Below are 15,352 nucleotides of genomic sequence, written 5' to 3' on the forward strand. Positions count from 1 at the left end.
GATTATTTATGCTTTTAAAAACAGAGCACAAATGTCAAGCTTTTGTATTAGCAGAGTTGTTAATGGTATTAAGCATTATTGGAATTTTAATTACGGGGTTTTTATTTATTTCTGCTGATGTTTTTAGTAATCAACGATTGGAGATAGCTGCTGGTGAGCTTTTATCTGATTTACGTAAGGTTCGGTATTTAGCAATTAGTGAACGGGAAAAGCATGGATTGGAATTTGATTTTGATAAACGCGAGTATGTTATTTATAAAAAAGGTGAAGAAAAAGTTATTCTGCAGACTAAAAAACTGGAATCGGGAATTAAATATGGTGAAACTACCTTGGGTGGTAATAAGGCTAGTTTTTCTTCTGAAGGAACGGCTAATTCAGGTAGTATTTATTTATCTAATAATGCTCGGACATTAAAAATAGTAATTTTCGGGGCTACAGGTAGAATTAGATTAGAAGAGGTAGAAGATGATGATTGATAACAGACTTATTCTTGTTGAAGAAGGTTTTAGTTTGGTTGAATTAGTTGTCGGTCTTGCTATTATCTCTATTGTTTTAATATCTGCTTTGAATTTTTTTAGTAATAGCCTTGCTTTTATAAGTAGAACTAATCAGAGAAGTAAGGCTTTAAATTTGGCCCAACAAATTATGGAAGAGCAAAAAGTTAAAAAGCTTGATGATTTAGATGACTTGAATAACGATAATTTTGATAGTATAGCTGAAGAAGATAATTTTGAGAAAAAGGTAAAGGTTGAAAAATATAATAATGAGGAAGATATTAAAAATGAGGAAGATATTAAAAAAGTAACAGTTATAGTTGCTTGGCCAAGCAATAATAGTCAAGAGGTTAAGTTAGTAACATTAATTTCAAAAAGATAGTTCAAGTTAGCTGGTATTGGATTGTGGAGGTGAGTTGAGTATATGGGGAGCTTTGGTAGAGAAGAGCAGGCTGTAACTTTAATAGAATTATTGATTGTAATAGCTATTATCGGAATTATCTTTACGGCTATTTACAGTACTCAGCTCACAGGTTGGAGGGTTTGGAATTTTAGTCAAGATCAGGTAGAGCTTCAACAGACAGCTCGCTTATTAATGATGATAGTTGCTAGAGATGTTCGGAGAGCTATGGAAGTAGAAGTAAAAGATGAAGGCTATAGAGTTGTTTTAATATATATGGAAGAAGAACAAGCAGAAGAGGAAGAAGTACAAAAAATAGAATATGAAATTGATGATAATGAAGTAAAAAGAAGAAAAAAAGAAAAGGAAGATGGAAAAGTTAATTGGGGAAATCGACAACCTCTTACTACAGAAATAATAGACCTTGAGGCTTATCAAGAGCAAAAGCCTCCTTTTAATAAAGAAGATAGGCTAGTGACTATTATTTTCAACTTGAAAAAGAGAGATCACAACTATCAGTTAGAGAATAAGATCTATTTTAGAAATTAAATTCAAGGGAGGTGGAGCAGAATATTTATTCAGACCGAAGAAGCTTCGGTACTTTTATTGAGTTTAATGGTGATAACTCTATTATCAGTCTTATTTATAGGTATGAGTACTTTGGTGAGGAATGAAATTAAATTAATCAGTAATAATGAGGACTCGGTTAAGGTTTTTTATTTGGCTGAAGCCGGCTTGGAATATGGGAGATCTAAGTTGGATGATGATGTTTGGGATGATGGTAAATTATCATCTGGGGAGTGGTGGAGTGAGCTAGCTAATCAAGAGATTAAAGTAATCAAAGATGATGGTATTGATGATGGAGATTATAAAATTAAAAGTACGGCTATTTATAATGGTCTTAGTAGGACTGTAGGAGCAAAGTTTGAATACTTAGAAGCTTCTAGTAATGGCGATGGTAGTTATCAACAAGTAGAAGGCAGCTGGTTAGAGAAATAATAGTTCTTTAACAGTTAGCTTTGTTTTCAGTTTAAATAAGGATAGAAGGGGTGGTGGAATGCAGATAGTTGATGGATTATCTAATCTATTTCAAAATATAACTGGAGCTTTATTTAAAAATAATAGCTTAGCATTTTTAAATAAACAGGTAATTGGAGTTGATATCGGTTCCAATTTAATTAAAGCTGTCAGCGCTGACTTAAAGAAAGAGCAGCTAATATTCAAGAATTTAACTTTAACAGAGACTCCCCCAGGAGTAATAGAGAAAGGCAAATTGAAGGATTTGGATACTTTAGCTGCTGAGCTAGGAGAGTTATTGAGCAGTAATAACTTTGCAGCTACTCAAATAGTTACGGCTATCAGTGGGGAAGAGTTGATTATTAGAATGTTAGAGATTCCCTCTATGCCCAAAGAAGAATTATCGGAGGCTGTTAAATGGGAGGCTCAGGAACAGTTACCTATGTCCTTGGAAAATGTAATTCTGGATTATGAAATTATTATGCGTGAAGAAAATGGTAGTTATAAGCTTATGTTGGTAGCTGTAGACCGTAATGTAATAGATAGCTACTTGGAGTTATTTCGCAGCTTGGACTTAAAGGTTTTAGCAATAGAAATAGAACCACTAGCTTTGAGTAGGAGTATCAGTTTTCTTCATCCAGCAGAGACTTTAGCTATTATAGACATAGGTGCATCTACTACTGATATTTCTGTTTGCAATCAAGAGCAGCTTTTATTTACTAGAACCATCAATTTGGCTGCTAACGATATCACCGAAGAGTTAGCTGAAAACCAGGAGTTAGATTTATCGGCGGCTGAAAAATATAAGCAGACTTGCAATCTTTTTGCTGAAGAGTTAGGGCTGGTTATTAGAAATCTAACTACTACTATTTATCGTTCTTTGGACTATTTTCAAGTTGAATTTAAGAATTATAATATAGAGAGAATTATTTTGACCGGAGGTGGTAGTAAGTTAAAGGGCTTTAAAAAGCATCTAAGTAATGAGTTTGGGGTGGAAGTTACTAGCTTGGAGCTATTAGATGCTGTAGAAGTAGAAGCTGATTTTGTAAATAGTAGTATCGAGTTAACTGAGATTAATCAGTTTTTAGGAGTTGCTTTAGGCTTGGCTCTAAGAGGGGTGATGGACTATGATTAATTTATTGCCTCCGGAGTATTTAAAACAGCAGCAGACTAATTGGAAAAAAGGTTTAGTTATCGGTTTGATAGTTATTATACTTTTAGTAGTTAGCGTTACTTCTTTGCGCTTAATCTTACATAATAGAGAACTGGAAAATAAGTTAGCAATAACTGAGAGTAAGTTGCAAGAAGTAAACAGGGAACTAGAGGATTTACCAGCTTTGGAGTCTGAAAAGAATAAGTTGGAGAGTAGATTAAAAAATAGAGCTCGAATAAAAGATAGACAACTGGACTGGTTGGAAATAATGCATGATTTGGAGTTGTTAATGCCTAGTGAGGTTTGGTTGCAAAGGTTTAATATTTCTTTGGACAGAAGCTTCAGTTTAGAAGGATATGTACTAAGAACTCAGGTGAGTACTTTAATAGAAAGTTTGACAGCATCTGCTTATTTTAGCAATTTAGAGGTTGATTATGTTGAGCAACAAGAACTTAATTATACAGACTATCAAGAGGATGAGGCTACTTTTTTTCGTCTGCATGGGAAGATAGATGAGAGTAAGGGTGAACAATAATGGAGTTTAGAGAGCTAACTGCTAGAGAAAAAAAGTTATTGATTATTTTTTTAATAGTAGTTGTAGTAGCGGTTGTTTATTATTTTTTTTATGCTCCGCAGTGGGAGAAAAGGATGGAATTGGAGGCTAAAGTAGAAGCAAAGTTACAAGAGCTTGAGTTTAGCAGTTTTAAATTGCGCCGAATTAAGCTTTTAAGAGAGGAAATAGAGTTGTTAGAGGAGTTAAGGAGAGCAGGAGTTGAGTTTTTAGAGGTTGGTCAAAGAAATAGAATGGTTGTAGACTTAGATGAGTCTGCTCTAGCAGCAGACCTAGAGCTATTAAGTATTACTCCGGCTAGCAGCCGAGAAGAAGATCAGTATTTGCAGTATCCAGTTAATCTAGTTTTAAAGGGAGAGTACAGTGGCTTTTTGGACTTTATTAAACAGCTAGCGGAGTTTGATTATCTAGTTCAGATTAATAGCTTAGATATTTCTTCACCAAATCTAAGCACAGAGCTAAATCTGGAGTTAGAAGTAGCGGGATATGCTTTTCGAGAGGAGGAAGATTGAAGTGCTTAATAAATTTCGAAGTATATTTAGTTTAATGAATAATACTATACTTTTAATTGCTTTGTTTTTCTTTTTTTTATTTCTAAGTACTACTTTAGTCTATCGCTTTTTAGGTAGCTTATTTGTTGATGATCATTTAACAGAGTTTGAAAATGAGCTGGCGACTATGATTGATACTCAGCGTAGAGCCGAAGTTGAGGTTGAATTAGCTGAGGAACTGCTTGGATTAAGAGAATTGGAGACAGAAACAGGATTAGCACTTTTTAGATATGATAATTTGCTTAGCAGAAACCCCTTCGAAGCTCAGTTAACTAAGCAGTCTACTGAAGAAGAGCTTAGGGTTGAAGCAAATGGAGAGGTTGCTGGAGAAATGACAACGGAAATACAGTTACAAAAGGAGATCGAAGTATTAGGTATTTTAGGTAGCGGAATTAATAAACGAGCTATTATTGAAGTTGAAGACAGTAGTTATATAGTTAGTCAAGGGGATGAAATAGCAGAGCTGACAATTGAAAGAATACTGACTGAGGAAGTTATTATTACTAAAGAAGAGCAGAAGTTTAACTATCAGCTAGGGGGTGAGGAAGATCAAAATCAAAATTAAGCGCAGAATAGTAGTAATTATTTTAATAATAGGATTTAGTGCTTTATTTACAGGTGGTAATTTAGGGGTTTTGGCTGCTGAAAATAAAGTTAAAGAGCCGATAATAGATTTAGATTTACGGGGAGTAGAGTTAAGGGATGCTTTTAGTGCCTTAGCTGATATAGCCGACGTAAATATAGTTGTCGATGATGTTGTAGAAGGGCAGACTACACTTCGTCTACGAAAATTGAAGTTTTTTAAGGCATTGGATCTTTTAACTAAAGCTAATGCTTTGGATTATAAAGTGCTTGATAATTCGGTAATAGTTTCTACCCCGGAGCGATTAAAAGAGCTATATTCTGATCAGGAAACCGCAGTTTTTGAGCTCAATAACTCTGAGCCGGCAGAATTGAAGGAGTCTCTAAGTTTAATTATAGATGAGGGAGCTATTAGAGTAGACGGGAGGACTAAGAGCTTAATTATTACTGCTTATGAAGAGGATTTAATTATAGCGGAAAGTTTAATTAAGGAACTGGATCAGGCTAAAAGACAGGTTGCCTTGGAAGTAAGAATTGAAGAATTTTCTCATAATAAAATGGAAGAATTGGGTTTAGGTACTGAGGATTTAAGTTTAGATAATCTAACTTCTTTGGATTATCGGGCTTATATAGATGCTTTGAACTTTATGGAAAACAAAGGTGAGAGCAGTATTTTGGCTCGTCCACAGATATCTACTGTTGATGGTGAAAAGGCTAATATTATGATAGGTGAAGAAGAGCCTATTTTTACTTATAGTATAGATGAAGATGGAGTTACTTCTTCATCTGTTAGATATGAAGAGGTGGGAATTAATTTAGAGATAACTCCTCAAATTACAGAAAATGAGAAAATATTGGTAGAGGTGGTTCCAGAAATAACAGCTATTATAGACTATAGAACAGATAAAGAAACAGGTAATGAATATCCAGTGTTGAGTAATCGCAGAGTAGAGACTAATATTAGGGTGGCTAGTGGAGAAACTATCGTCATTGGAGGGCTAATTAAGGATGAAGAGCAGGAAAGAAGGAGCCAGGTATCGTTTTTGGGTGATATTCCCTTAATAGGTCGATTATTTAGAAGAACGAGAACTGAAATTGATAAGACGGAATTGGTTATCTTTATGACCCCTACAATTATTGAGGAAGAAGAGATAATAGAAACAGCAAAGCAGGAAGAAGAGGTAGTAGATCAAGAAAAACAAAAAGACAAGGAAGGACATCTGGAGTTGAAGGCAGAATATGAAAACTAAGTAGGTTAAAATTATTTGCTATAAAATTAATTTTTTTGAATATTTCTTAATCTTTCTCAGATAAGCTTTAGCAAGAGTTATTTTATAGTTAAGCTTAATCTGAGTTTTTTTATTTGCAGAAGAAAGTCATATTTATAAATTTTAATACTTAACTTTATAAGGAAGGTTTTTAGCCTTCAGTCGAGAAATATTCATGAGGCTAGTAATTGATTAAATTATGATTTTAAATTAGCTTAAGGGGATGAGGTGAATCTGGTGGTTAATGGATTATATAAAAAAATCTTAAATGTAACTGCGACTTTAGTGGTGCTTATGGATATAGAAGGACGAATTGTTTTTTTTAATCAAGCTTGCGAAGAAGTTACTGGTTATTCTGCTAGCGAAGTAGAAGGGAAGAAATTGTGGGAACTATTTATTATACCTGAGGAGATTAAGGCTGTGCAGCAGGTTTTTAAAGAGCTAAGCACGGGTGATTTTCCTACTCAGCATGAAAATTACTGGCTAACTAAGGAGGAAGAGGCTAGATTAATCTCTTGGTCAAATACTGTTATTTTCAACGATCAAGAAGAGGTAGAGTATATAGTTGGTACTGGAATTGATGTTACTGAATATAGGGAGCTAGAAAGCGAATTAAGATGGGAAAAGAAGCTTTTAGCAGATACTTTAGACGGGATTATAGATATTATCGGGATTCTCAGACCTGACTATACGGTAATTCAATATAATCAAGCAGGGTATGATTTTTTTGGAGTAACTTCAAAAGAGGCAGAAGGACAGAAGTGTTATCAATTACGGGGGCGAGAGTCTCGCTGTAAAAAGTGTGTTGTCAGTCGTTCTTTGGAAAGTAAGGAGATTGAGTCGGTAGAAAAGTACTTTCCAAAGCAGGATAGGTACTTTAACTGTCGAAGTAATCCTATCTTAGATGAAAAAGGTGAAGTTAGAATAGTTATTGAACAGTTGCGAGATATTACTCAAAGAAAAGAAATTGAGGAGCAACTGCGTCAAAAAGTGGAGGAGCAGGAGGTATTACTGAATAACTTTGATTTACAAATCTGGTATTTGAAGGATCCTACTACTTATGGGATAGTAAATCGAGCTCACGCTGAGTTTTTAGGTTTTAGCCGAACAGAGCTTAAAGGTCGTGATTTAGAAGAGTTATTTGGTAAACAGGAAGATAAAAGGATTATTTTTGAAAATGAAAGAGTTTTTGCGGATAAAGAAGTAGTGAGAGTTCAAGATTGGTTAGAAGATGCTGAAGGAGAAAGTCGTTTAATTTCTATTAATAAGTATCCTAAGCTTTCTAAATCTGGTGAGGTAGAATATGTGGTTTGTGCTGCTAAGGATGTTACGGAGTATAATCGGGCCCAAGAGAAGCTGAGTTCATTGATTGAAAACTCTTCTGATTTATTAGCTATTATCAATAAACAGGGTCAATTTACCTATTTAAGCTCTTCGATAGCGGAAATCTTGGCCTATCAACCACAAGAATTATTAGGAACGAGTAGTTTTGAGTTAGTTCATCCTGATGATTTATCGATCGTTGAAAAACATCTTGATCAGATTATAGTTGATCAAGAAGCTAATTTAGTATTTGAGTGTAGATGTCAACATCGTGATGGTAATTGGCGGCTTTTGGAGATTATTGTTAGTAATCAATTAACTAATCCGGCAATTGAAGGTATTGTGATTAATGCTCGTGATATTACTATTCGGAAAAAGATGGAAGAGAAGTTGTTAATCAGGAATAAGGCTTTAGAATCTTCTTTGAGCGGTATTACTATTACTGATTTAGAAGGAACTTTAATTTATGTTAATGAATCCTTTTTAAAAATGTGGAACTATGATAGTTTTCAGCAAGTGTTAGGTAAGAAGGATACTCATCTTTGGGTTCGAGAAGAGCAGTCTCAGGAAGTTATCAAAGCTTTAAAAGACGAGGGAACTTGGGTGGGAGAGTTGTTAGCCAAGAGGCAGGATGGTTCTGAGTTTTGGGTTCAATTGTTGGCTAATATAGTTCATAATGAAGCTGGAGAGCCTAGTTGCATTATGGCTTCTTATATGGATATCACTCAACGTGAAAATGCTCGCCGAGAATTGAAACAAGAGAAGAATAAGATAGAAAGGCTACATAAAGTGGCTAGTCAAATGGGGACCTTTCATTGCAAGGATGATGTTTATCAGCTAACAATCGAAGCAGCCGAAAATATTCTGGATTTTAATGTTTGTTTGTTGGGGATAGATGAAAGTGGAAGATTAGTAGTAAAGGCTACCTCTGATCCGCAAGGAAATACTTCTAATTGTTGTTATTTATCTAAAGATAAAGGCTTAGCAGGGGCTACATTTAGAAAAAAAGAGTCTTTTTTAGTCAAAGATGTTAGAGAGGTAAAGGAGTCAATTTTAAATGTAGATGAGGTAATCAAGGAAACTGAAAGCTTCATTTGTAAGCAGGTGGAGGCTGAGTATCGTTCTGCTCTTAGTGTGCCTATTGCCGAATTTGGAGTCTTTCAGGTTTGTGCTAAGGAAGTAGCTGCTTTTGATGAAGAAGACTTAAAGTTGACAGAGCTGTTAATTTCTCATGTTATTTCAGCTTTAAATAGAATTGAGTCTGAAGAAGAAATCAGATACATTAGCTTTCATGATGACTTGACGGGTTTGTATAATAGAAACTACTTTAATGAAGAACTGGAACGTCATAATTCTGCTAGGAAGTTGCCTTTGAGTATTATCATTGGTGATGTGAATGGACTTAAGCTAGCTAATGATGCTTTTGGTCATCAGGTAGGAGATCAGTTATTAATTAAAATGGCTGATATCTTGGAGAACTGTAGTCGGCAAGAGGACTTAGTAGCTCGTTGGGGTGGAGATGAGTTTGTAATGTTGTTACCTAATACTAGTGAAGAAGCAGCCCAAAAGGTCTGTGCTAGAATTAGGAGAGCTTGTGAGGAAGCTGAAGCTGACCCTATTAAGCCTAGTATAGGACTGGGTTATGCTACTAAAAATAGTACTGAGCAGGATATAGATGAAATCTTTAGCATAGCTGATAATAGAATGTATAAAAATAAACTAAACGAAAGTAAAGAAGTACGTAAAGAAATAGTTTCTTACTTAAAAGATAGATTGACCGAGGAAACCTTTGAAAGCACTGAACATATTCAGCGTTTAAAATACTTCGGAACAGAGTTTGCTAAATTTTTAGGTCTCTCGTCGGCTGAATCAGACAAGTTGAAACTTTTGATAAAATTTCATGATTTAGGTAAAGTAGGCATTGAAAGGGAGATTATACATAATGCTGAAAATCTGACTGAAGGAGAATGGTCTAAAGTAAAGCAACACTCAGAGATTGGCTATCAGATTGCTAAGTCTTCGCCGGAGCTGAGTAAGATTGCTAAGGAGATTCTTAGCCATCATGAGTGGTGGGATGGTTCGGGATACCCTCAAAATATAGCTGGAGAGAATATTCCTTTATTGGCCCGAATCTTTGCCATTATCGAAGCTTATGAAGTAATGACTAGTGGTCGTTTATATCAGTCTTCTATAAGTGAAAAGGAAGCTAGAAAGGAATTAAAGAAACAGGCTGGAGTTCAGTTTGATCCTGAACTAGTAGAAAAGTTCTTGAAATTCTTGGAAGAAAAGGAGGAGTAAAATAATGTTTAGATATTTAACTGCTGGAGAATCTCATGGTAAGGCGGTAACTACTATTATTGAAGGATTACCTGCTAATTTAAGAATTAACTGTGAAGATATTAATAATGAACTGGCTAGAAGGCAGGGAGGTTTTGGTCGTGGTGGTAGAATGGAAGTGGAAACGGATCAGGTTGATATTTTATCGGGGATTAGAGCTAATTATAGCTTAGGTAGCCCTATTACTTTACAGGTTAAAAATAAGGACTGGGCTAACTGGCAAGAAGTGATGGATCCCACTGGTTCTGGAGATTATCAGCAAGAAGTAAAGATTGAAAAAGATGATAAGGTAAAGAGAATTTCTCCAGAGGTAACTAAGCCTAGGCCGGGCCATGCTGATTTAGCCGGTAGCTTAAAGTATAATCAGCAGGATATTAGAAATGTACTGGAAAGAGCTAGTGCTCGAGAAACAGCAGCTAGAGTAGCTGCTGGGGCTATAGCTAAAATCTTTTTACAGGAGTTTGGTATTAAAGTAATTAGTCACGTAGTGCAGTTAGGTAGCATAGAAGCTCAAAGAACAGAACATACTTTAGCAGAGATCTTTAAAGAGGTAGATAAATCGCCACTCAGGACTCTTGATGTCGAGGCGGAAGAGGCTATGATAGCTGAAATTAAGGAAGTTAAAGAGGCGGGAGACTCCTTAGGAGGTAGTTTTGAAGTCTTAACTACTCCTTTACCAGTAGGATTAGGCAGCCATGTCCACTGGGATCGCAAGTTAGACGGCAGATTAGCTCAGGCCTTGATGAGTATTCAAGCTATTAAGGGAGTAGAGGTAGGCTTAGGCTTTGAGGCAGCTCGGCTCAGAGGCTCTGAGGTTCACGATGAGATCTATTATCAGGATGAGTTTAAGCGGCATACTAATAATGCTGGGGGAATAGAAGGTGGCATTACTAATGGTGAGCCTTTGCGAGTTAAAGCAGCTATGAAACCGATACCAACTCTTTATCAACCTCTGGAGTCGGTGGATTTAGAAAGCAAAGAGCAGTTTAAAGCTAGTGTAGAACGCTCCGACGTAACAGCAGTTCCAGCAGCCGGAGTAGTAGGTGAAGCAGTAGTGGCTATTGAGTTAGCTAAAGCTTGGCTGGAGAAGTTTGGTGGCGATAGTATGGAGGAAGTAAAGCGTAACTATAATAACTATCTCCAAGCTCTAGGAGAGAGATAATGGAGATGGAGAATATAGTTTTAATCGGTTTTATGGGTAGCGGTAAGAGTACTGTCGGCCAGGAGTTAGCAGCTAGATTAGATTTAGAGTTTGTAGATTCGGATCAATTACTAGTAGAGAAGGCAGGTCAGCAGATAACTGAGATCTTTGCTCAACACGGTGAAGCGCACTTCCGCAGCTTAGAAAAAGAGGTAGTAGCTGAGCTAGCTCAACAGGAGGGTTTAGTAATTGCTACCGGTGGGGGAGTAGTATTAGATAGCGATAATATAGAGCGATTGCAAAAACAAGGAACTTTAGTTCTTCTTCAGGCAGAGCCTGAGGTGATTTTAGACAGAGTAAAGGACAGTGATCGTCCTTTGCTTGATGTAGCTGATCCTTTAGCTGAGATTAAAAAGCTCTTGTCTACTAGGGAGAGTTACTATCAGGCTGCTGCTGACTATGTAATAGATACTTCACAGTTAGAAGTAGAGGAAGTAGTTGAGAAGATAGTGGCTACTGTTTTAGATAAATAGATTGACTATTAATACAGAATAGTTGTTATTAGCGAAGTAGATAAAGGAGATTTACAGATGAAAACTTTAGGTGTTGATTTAGGTGAACGAAGCTATGAGATTAAAATTGGCAGAAACTTATTAACAGATTTAGCTAAGTATTTATTGGAGCTAGGATTTAGTGAGCAGACTAAAGTGCTGGTAATTACTGATCAAAGAGTAGAAAAACTATATGCTGAGCAGGTGGAGCAGGCTTTGAATCAAGTGGGCTTTTCTTTTAAGATTACTGCTGTTCCGGAAGGCGAAGCTTCGAAAAGTTTAGATATGGCTAAAAAACTATATGATGAAGCTATTGACTTCGGTTTAGAGCGTAGTTCTTTGGTGGTGGCTCTTGGTGGGGGAGTAGTAGGAGATTTAGCCGGCTTTATAGCAGCTACTTATATGCGCGGAGTGCCCTTTATTCAGGTACCTACTACGCTGCTGGCTCAAGTGGATAGCAGTGTAGGGGGTAAGGTAGCAGTTAATCACTCCGCAGGTAAGAACTTAATTGGTGCTTTTTATCAACCGCGCTTAGTCTTAATTGATATAGAGGTTTTAAGAACTTTAGAGCAACGTGATTTTCGCTCGGGAATGGCTGAAGTAATTAAGTACGGGATGATCTGGGATCGCCACTTTTTTGATTACTTAGTTGATTATAGTGCAGAGATTAGAGGCTTTCAAAGCGCTGCTTTAGCTAAAATGATCTATCGTTCTTGTGAGATCAAAGCAGAGGTGGTAGCTGAAGATGAGAAAGAGTTAGGCTTAAGAGCTATTTTAAACTACGGTCATACTATTGGGCATGCTATTGAGGCTTTAACGGAGTACGGTGAATATCGTCACGGAGAAGCGGTGAGTATAGGAATGGTCTGTGCTATGGAGTTAGCCTATCGTTTAGATAGGGTTGATAAATCCGCAGTTGAGCTGCAAAGAGAGTTAATAGAAAGCTTTCAGTTGCCTACTGCTATTGAGGATTTGAATATTCAGCAGATTATAGCTAAAACTAAACAAGACAAGAAAGTAGAGCGAGGAGAAGTAAAATTTATTTTACCTCAGCAAATAGGCGAGGTGGAGATAGTAGGTGGAATTGATACAGAGCTAATCGAGCAGGTACTACAAAATAATTTAGCTTAAGTAGAATATTTAGGAGTTACAGAAAGCTATTAAGGGGGAAGTAGGATGTACTTAGTAATTCACGGGCCCAATCTTAATTTACTAGGTCAGCGCGAACCAGATGTTTACGGTACTTTGAGCTTAGCTGATATTAATCAGGAGTTGGAGAGTCTGGCCCAGCAGTTGGGAGTAGAGTTGATAATCGAACAGTTTAACGGCGAAGGGGAGATAGTAGAGCGAATTCACGATACACTTCAGGAAGATGTTAAAGGTTTGCTGATTAATCCGGGAGCTTATACTCATTACAGTATTGCTATTCGAGATGCTATAGCTGCAGTAGAACTACCGACAGTTGAAGTTCATTTGAGTAATGTTTATCAGCGCGAAGAGTTTAGACATAAGTCAGTAATTGCTCCGGTGGCGGTGGGGCAGATTTCAGGCTTGGGTTTGGATAGTTATCTATTGGGGTTAAGGTTTTTGGTTAATCTATAAGTTCAGTTGATAGTTAATTTCAAAAAAGTTTTAAGCAAATCATAGTATTTCTAATCTTTGTTAATACATAAGGAGAAAAAAGATTTGGAGTGTTGAATATCCCTGGGGTTATCTAGGCTTCGTGAAAGCGCAGCACTAGATCGATATTGACCTTTTTAGAATTTGAACTTTATCTTTTGATCTTAATTTATCTTCTATCATCTGAACTATACACTATTAAATACAGCGAGGCAACTAAGCTGTTAATTGTCAATTGAAAGGGGAAAGAAAATGAAGGAGCGAGTAATAAAGCTAAGAAAGAAAATATCTGAAATAGATATAGATGGAATTATGATTAATAATCCTAATAACACCTACTATCTAAGCGGTTTTACCGGTACGGCCGCCACCTTATTGATTACGGATACAGAAAAAGTTTTGATTACTGATTTTCGTTATCAGGAACAGGCTCTCAATCAAACTACTAATTATCGAGTAGTGGAGCACGGACAGCCTAAAATAAAAACCTTAAAAGAAGAATTAAAGCGGTTAGAGGTTAAGAAGTTAGGCTTTGAAGCTAAAGAGCTTAGTTATCAGCAGTACTCTTATTGTCAAAAGAAGTTAGCTGCGATAGAGTTAGTTGCTACTAAAGACTTAGTTAAAGAGATCAGACTAATCAAGGATGCTCAGGAGCTCTTAGCTATAGAGAAAGCTGTTGAGCTTGCTGACCAAGCTTTTGAGCATATTCTGGACTATATAAAGCCGGGAGTTAAAGAAAAAGAGCTTAGTTTGGAGCTGGAATATTTCATGAAAAAACAGGGGGCTAGCGATAAAGCTTTTGATTTTATTGTTGCTTCTGGCCAGCGAGGAGCCTTGCCGCATGGAGTGGCTAGTGATAAGGAGCTGGTTGCTGGGGAGTTAGTTACCTTCGATTTAGGCTGTACTTATGATAACTATAATTCAGATTTTACTAGAACGGTAGTTTTAGGCGAGCCAACTGCTCGACAAAAAGAGATTTATGACCTGGTATTGACAGCGCAGTTGGAAGCTTTAGCTGTAATTGGCCCGTCTAAGAGTGGAGCAGAGGTGGATAGTATAGCTAGAGAAATCATCGCTAAGCAGGGTTATGGTGATAACTTTGGGCATAGTTTAGGTCATGGAGTGGGCTTGGAGGTTCACGAGGGCCCGCGCTTAGCCAAAGGAGTCGCTAAAAAATTAAAAACAGGAATGGTAGTAACAGTAGAACCAGGGATCTATGTTCAGCAGTGGGGTGGAGTTAGAATTGAGGATATAGTAGTGATTACAGAAGAGGGAGCTCGAATCTTAACTCAGTCTACAAAAGAGTTACTCCAAATTTAAAATAAGCAGGAAAAATAAGCTCAGTCTAGAAAGATATTATTAGCTTAACTGAGAGCAATATTTGTAATTACTAACTAAATAGGAGGTTAAGAACTTTTGATTTCAACTAATGACTTTCAGACGGGAATGACCATTGAACTAGACGGCGAACTTTATACTATTTTGGACTATGATCATGTGAAACCAGGTAAAGGGGGAGCTTTTATACAGACAGAACTAAAAAATATCGATACTGGTTCTATTATCAATAAGCGCTTTAGGTCAGGAGAAAAGGTAGCTAAGGCTCATATTGAGGCTAAGAAGTATCAATTTCTCTACCGCGATGGCGATAACTATGTCTTTATGGATAATGAAACCTATGAACAGATTGAGTTAGCGGCAGATATGTTAGGGAATGCTACTGATTATCTTAAAGAGAATTTAGAAATTGAGATTGAATTTTATCAAGAGAAGGTAGTAGGTGTAAAGGTACCCAACTTTGTAGAATTAGCAGTAGCAGATGCTCCGCCGGCTATTAAGGGAAATACAGTTTCAGGTGGCTCTAAAAAGGTTACTTTAGAAAGTGGAGCTGAGGTTAAGGTTCCTCTTTTTATTGAAGCAGGAGATATTTTGAAGATAGATACTCGCAGTGGGGAATACATAGAGAGAGTATGATTTATTTTTGGAACCACGAATCAACTAAAAAATAAGTTCAAGACATTAAAACCTATTTGACACTGACTAAAATCTGACTAAGTTCTGACTAGACCTTAAAACATAAAATCAAAAATCTAGAACTATATTAAAATTAAGCTTGAATTAAAGCTTTAGGCTTTATGTGATAGAGAATAAAATTATTAGCTTTAATCTTTTAATGGTCTAGGTTTTTAACTATACACTGCACACTATACACTATCAACTAAAAAATATGTATTAAGTTGACGCGTATGAACTGAATATAAATTTAACCTCAATTCGGCAAGTAACCAAAAACTAAATATTATTTGTATATCACCTTCTTTAAAAGAGAAGATAAAGAATCTCT

General features: G+C 36.4%; 16 protein-coding genes. All 16 read left to right on the forward strand.

Annotated elements, in window-relative coordinates; all coding sequences use genetic code 11:
* The first annotated feature begins 8 nt into the window (after positions 1-8).
* The 16 genes from MWH30_RS09425 to efp all read left to right on the forward strand — a co-directional run bounded on the left by MWH30_RS09425 (position 9) and on the right by efp (position 14,982).
* The gene (locus MWH30_RS09425) at positions 9-476 is read left to right on the forward strand and encodes a type II secretion system protein (RefSeq protein ID WP_248663826.1); all 468 of its coding nucleotides are present in this window, start codon (positions 9-11) and stop codon (positions 474-476) included.
* Positions 469-876 carry a type IV pilus modification PilV family protein gene (locus MWH30_RS09430; RefSeq protein WP_248663827.1) on the forward strand — a complete coding sequence of 136 codons (408 nt, stop codon included), beginning with the start codon at positions 469-471 and terminating at the stop codon, positions 874-876. Before MWH30_RS09425 ends, MWH30_RS09430 begins: the two co-directional genes overlap by 8 nt.
* Positions 877-918: 42 nt before the next feature.
* On the forward strand, positions 919-1,443 hold the full coding sequence (locus tag MWH30_RS09435; RefSeq protein WP_248663828.1) for a PilW family protein: 525 nt from the start codon (positions 919-921) through the stop codon (positions 1,441-1,443).
* A 114-nt stretch (positions 1,444-1,557) separates the two neighbouring features.
* A complete protein-coding gene (locus MWH30_RS09440) occupies positions 1,558-1,893 on the forward strand; it encodes a hypothetical protein (RefSeq protein WP_248663829.1) in 336 nt (111 codons plus the stop codon).
* Positions 1,894-1,951: 58 nt separating this feature from the next.
* A complete protein-coding gene (pilM, locus tag MWH30_RS09445) occupies positions 1,952-3,046 on the forward strand; it encodes a type IV pilus assembly protein PilM (RefSeq protein ID WP_248663830.1) in 1,095 nt (364 codons plus the stop codon).
* Positions 3,039-3,599 (forward strand): PilN domain-containing protein, encoded by a 561-nt coding sequence (locus MWH30_RS09450; RefSeq protein ID WP_248663831.1) that lies wholly within the window; start codon positions 3,039-3,041, stop codon positions 3,597-3,599. Before pilM ends, MWH30_RS09450 begins: the two co-directional genes overlap by 8 nt.
* Complete coding sequence (gene pilO / locus MWH30_RS09455) at positions 3,599-4,147, forward strand: type 4a pilus biogenesis protein PilO (RefSeq protein WP_248663832.1); 549 nt, start codon at positions 3,599-3,601, stop codon at positions 4,145-4,147. Before MWH30_RS09450 ends, pilO begins: the two co-directional genes overlap by 1 nt.
* 1 nt (position 4,148) lies before the next feature.
* Entirely contained in the window at positions 4,149-4,751 is a 603-nt protein-coding gene (locus tag MWH30_RS09460) for a hypothetical protein (RefSeq protein ID WP_248663833.1), read from the forward strand.
* On the forward strand, positions 4,726-6,018 hold the full coding sequence (locus MWH30_RS09465) for a type II secretion system protein GspD (protein ID WP_248663834.1): 1,293 nt from the start codon (positions 4,726-4,728) through the stop codon (positions 6,016-6,018). The genes MWH30_RS09460 and MWH30_RS09465 overlap by 26 nt, the downstream gene beginning before the upstream one ends.
* Positions 6,019-6,273: 255 nt before the next feature.
* Complete coding sequence (locus MWH30_RS09470; RefSeq protein ID WP_248663835.1) at positions 6,274-9,657, forward strand: PAS domain S-box protein; 3,384 nt, start codon at positions 6,274-6,276, stop codon at positions 9,655-9,657.
* A gap of 4 nt (positions 9,658-9,661) precedes the next feature.
* The gene (gene aroC, locus MWH30_RS09475; RefSeq protein ID WP_248663836.1) at positions 9,662-10,858 is read left to right on the forward strand and encodes a chorismate synthase; all 1,197 of its coding nucleotides are present in this window, start codon (positions 9,662-9,664) and stop codon (positions 10,856-10,858) included.
* On the forward strand, positions 10,858-11,370 hold the full coding sequence (locus MWH30_RS09480) for a shikimate kinase (RefSeq protein WP_248663837.1): 513 nt from the start codon (positions 10,858-10,860) through the stop codon (positions 11,368-11,370). Before aroC ends, MWH30_RS09480 begins: the two co-directional genes overlap by 1 nt.
* A 57-nt stretch (positions 11,371-11,427) precedes the next feature.
* Positions 11,428-12,519: a 3-dehydroquinate synthase gene (gene aroB / locus MWH30_RS09485; RefSeq protein WP_248663838.1), complete on the forward strand. Its 1,092-nt coding sequence runs from the start codon at positions 11,428-11,430 to the stop codon at positions 12,517-12,519.
* A gap of 45 nt (positions 12,520-12,564) precedes the next feature.
* Entirely contained in the window at positions 12,565-12,990 is a 426-nt protein-coding gene (aroQ, locus tag MWH30_RS09490) for a type II 3-dehydroquinate dehydratase (RefSeq protein ID WP_248663839.1), read from the forward strand.
* A gap of 270 nt (positions 12,991-13,260) precedes the next feature.
* On the forward strand, positions 13,261-14,328 hold the full coding sequence (locus tag MWH30_RS09495) for a M24 family metallopeptidase (RefSeq protein WP_248663840.1): 1,068 nt from the start codon (positions 13,261-13,263) through the stop codon (positions 14,326-14,328).
* Positions 14,329-14,424: 96 nt separating this feature from the next.
* Entirely contained in the window at positions 14,425-14,982 is a 558-nt protein-coding gene (efp, locus tag MWH30_RS09500) for an elongation factor P (RefSeq protein ID WP_248663841.1), read from the forward strand.
* Positions 14,983-15,352 lie beyond the last annotated feature (370 nt).

Source organism: Fuchsiella alkaliacetigena (assembly GCF_023227765.1).
Classification (GTDB): domain Bacteria; phylum Bacillota; class Halanaerobiia; order Halobacteroidales; family Acetohalobiaceae; genus Fuchsiella; species Fuchsiella alkaliacetigena.